Consider the following 2,348-nt stretch of genomic DNA (forward strand, 5'->3'; position numbering starts at 1 on the left):
GCGCGCTCTTCGTGTGCCAAAACCAAACTCAAAACTTCCACTAAGGAGGCAAAAGATGCGAAAGGTATTGCCCTACCTAGGCACCTCTCTCGCGCTGCTTGCCGCCGCCTGGGCGATGCCCGCAAAGGCTCAGGACCAGAATCCGTTTAAAGATGTGCCGACGGACCACTGGGCCTATCAGGCGGTGACCGACCTGCAGCAGAAGGGGATCATCGTGGGCTACCCGGATGGCTACTTCCGGGGTCAACGTACACTTACCCGCTACGAGTTCGCGGTCGCTCTTGAGCGCGCACTCCAGAAAATCCAGGCCATGCCCGGCCCGGCCGGCCCGCAAGGCCCTCCAGGCCCGCAAGGCGAGCAAGGGCCTCCAGGCCCTCCAGGCATGACGCCGGAAGAGGTTACCGAACTTCGCAACCTCACCCATGAGTTCCAAACCGACTTGGCCAACCTCGGCGCCGACGTGAAGCAGATCAACCAGCGCCTCGATGAGCTGGCCGATCAGGTGAAGGCCATCAATCAGCGCCTGGACAAGATGCCCCAAGTCAGCGGTGACGTCTTCTTCGGCATTCGTAGCGACCTTTCTCGCCTGCCGTTTATTGACGAGAACGGTACCTTCCAGCCCGCCAATAAGTCGCTGGCCGAGAAGGTCTACTCTACCCATGACGTCCACCTCAAAGTTGGGGCGAACTTGCCCGACAACGTAAAGCTCAACCTCGACCTGGTAAGCTCCAACTATCTCTCTAGCTATACCGGTGGTGGGTTGGGCACCACACCAGGCCCCTCTACGAATGGCTACGCCCAGGATACCACCCTGTATGCGGCCAACTTGGACATCCCGATCTCGTTCCTCGGTAAAAACACCTCGCTTACCATCGGGCGATTCGGGAACCAAGTGACCCCACTCACCTACTATCGGCCCAACACCGACTACTACTTCAACCTGCCGTGGTATCGGGATGGCGACTGGGTGCAGGATGGTTTCCGCCTGCAATCCAAGTTCGGCAGCGCCGAAACCCAGCTGTTTGCGGGTAGCTTCAGCTCGCTCACCGGCACCGGTGCTACGCCAAACATCAATACGCCGGTCATCGGTAACGTCTACGGCATCCGCGGCTCCAGCCCCATCGCTCCCTTCTACGGGTTGAATATGCTGGGCAACACCGTGGCGACCCAGGTGGCCGGTTTACACATCGGCGTGCCGCTCTTCAAGCTCGGTGAGATCGGCCTGTCGCTTATTGACACAAGCGGTCCTGTGGCAGTAGGCCCGTTGGCGTTCAACAACGTGCTGGTCTACGGTGTCAACCTTAAGCTCAACGAGCTTGGCAAGTTCAACATCAGCGGTGAGGCTGCCAAGAGCGTTCGCGGTAAAAACCTCACCGACACGGTAGGCTACAACGGCGACGACAACGCCTACAAGATCGATGTGAGCTACAACACCGGCCCGCTGAACGCCGATGTCAACTACCTGTACGTTGACCCGTCCTTTGGCGCCCCAGGCTACTGGCTGCGCATCGGGAACTTCTATAACCCGACCAACCTGCAAGGCCCAAGCGCCCGAATAGGCTACGCTTTGTCTGAAAAGCTCTCGGCCTATGTGGGCGGTAGCTACTTCGCCGGCGCACGCAACCGCGTGGTTCCTGGTGGTGCTGGGTTCACCACAGGTAGCTTTGTGGTGGTCGGCAAGGCGGGCGTGAAGTACAACCTCAACAAGTACTTTGACCTGAGCGCTGACTACGAGGGTGACTTCTACAACCTGTCCGGCTCGGTGACGCCTACCGGAAAGCCCGGCTATCCGACCGAGCAGTACGTCACCTTCGGCGTGGGGGTTCATCCCACCACCAACACCACTCTCCAGTTGGCCTACCAACTGTTGGCCTACCGCGATACCGGCGGCGGCTTGGGTGGTTCCCTCCCTGGTGGCAAGACCTCTAACGCCAACGTGCTCACCATTCAGGGCAACGTGAGGTTCTAAACGGTTCTCTGAACCGATCCAAGAACCGTCGAGCGGTTAGCTCGACGGTTCTTTTTTGTCTCTTCGTTTTGGTAGAACCCGGCTACAGCCGCTCGGCTTCCCTGAGACACCAGACCTTGAGCCTGCCTTACGACGGCCGCAGGCCTATCAAGTGCATAGGCACAGATGTCACAAGCAGTGCGAACCGTAGTTTATACCGCACTGAGGTGCCGTCAAAGCCTCGAAACCAAAGGGGCTGCTTTGATGTCATAAAAATATAGCAAGGAGACCCCCTGCGTTTACGCGGGGGAGGAATTGCTATCCGCATTCCCCCGATTGTCGAGAGCAATCGTGGCGTCACAATAACTCCTCGCACTCCTTTCCGCTTTCACTGGTAAGT

General features: G+C 58.5%; 1 protein-coding gene. It reads left to right on the plus strand.

Annotation, left to right across the window (positions count from 1 at the left end):
- The first annotated feature begins 55 nt into the window (after nucleotides 1-55).
- On the plus strand, nucleotides 56-1,969 hold the full coding sequence (locus tag VKV29_RS04715; RefSeq protein WP_324200147.1) for an S-layer homology domain-containing protein: 1,914 nt from the start codon (nucleotides 56-58) through the stop codon (nucleotides 1,967-1,969).
- Nucleotides 1,970-2,348 lie beyond the last annotated feature (379 nt).

The organism is Chthonomonas sp., from assembly GCF_035294165.1.
Classification (GTDB): Bacteria; Armatimonadota; Chthonomonadetes; order Chthonomonadales; family Chthonomonadaceae; genus Chthonomonas.

What these genes read in the sequence shown, in the direction of transcription:
- VKV29_RS04715 (WP_324200147.1), top strand. Translation starts at nt 56, where the DNA reads ATGCGAAAGGTATTGCCCTACCTAGGCACCTCTCTCGCGCTGCTTGCC.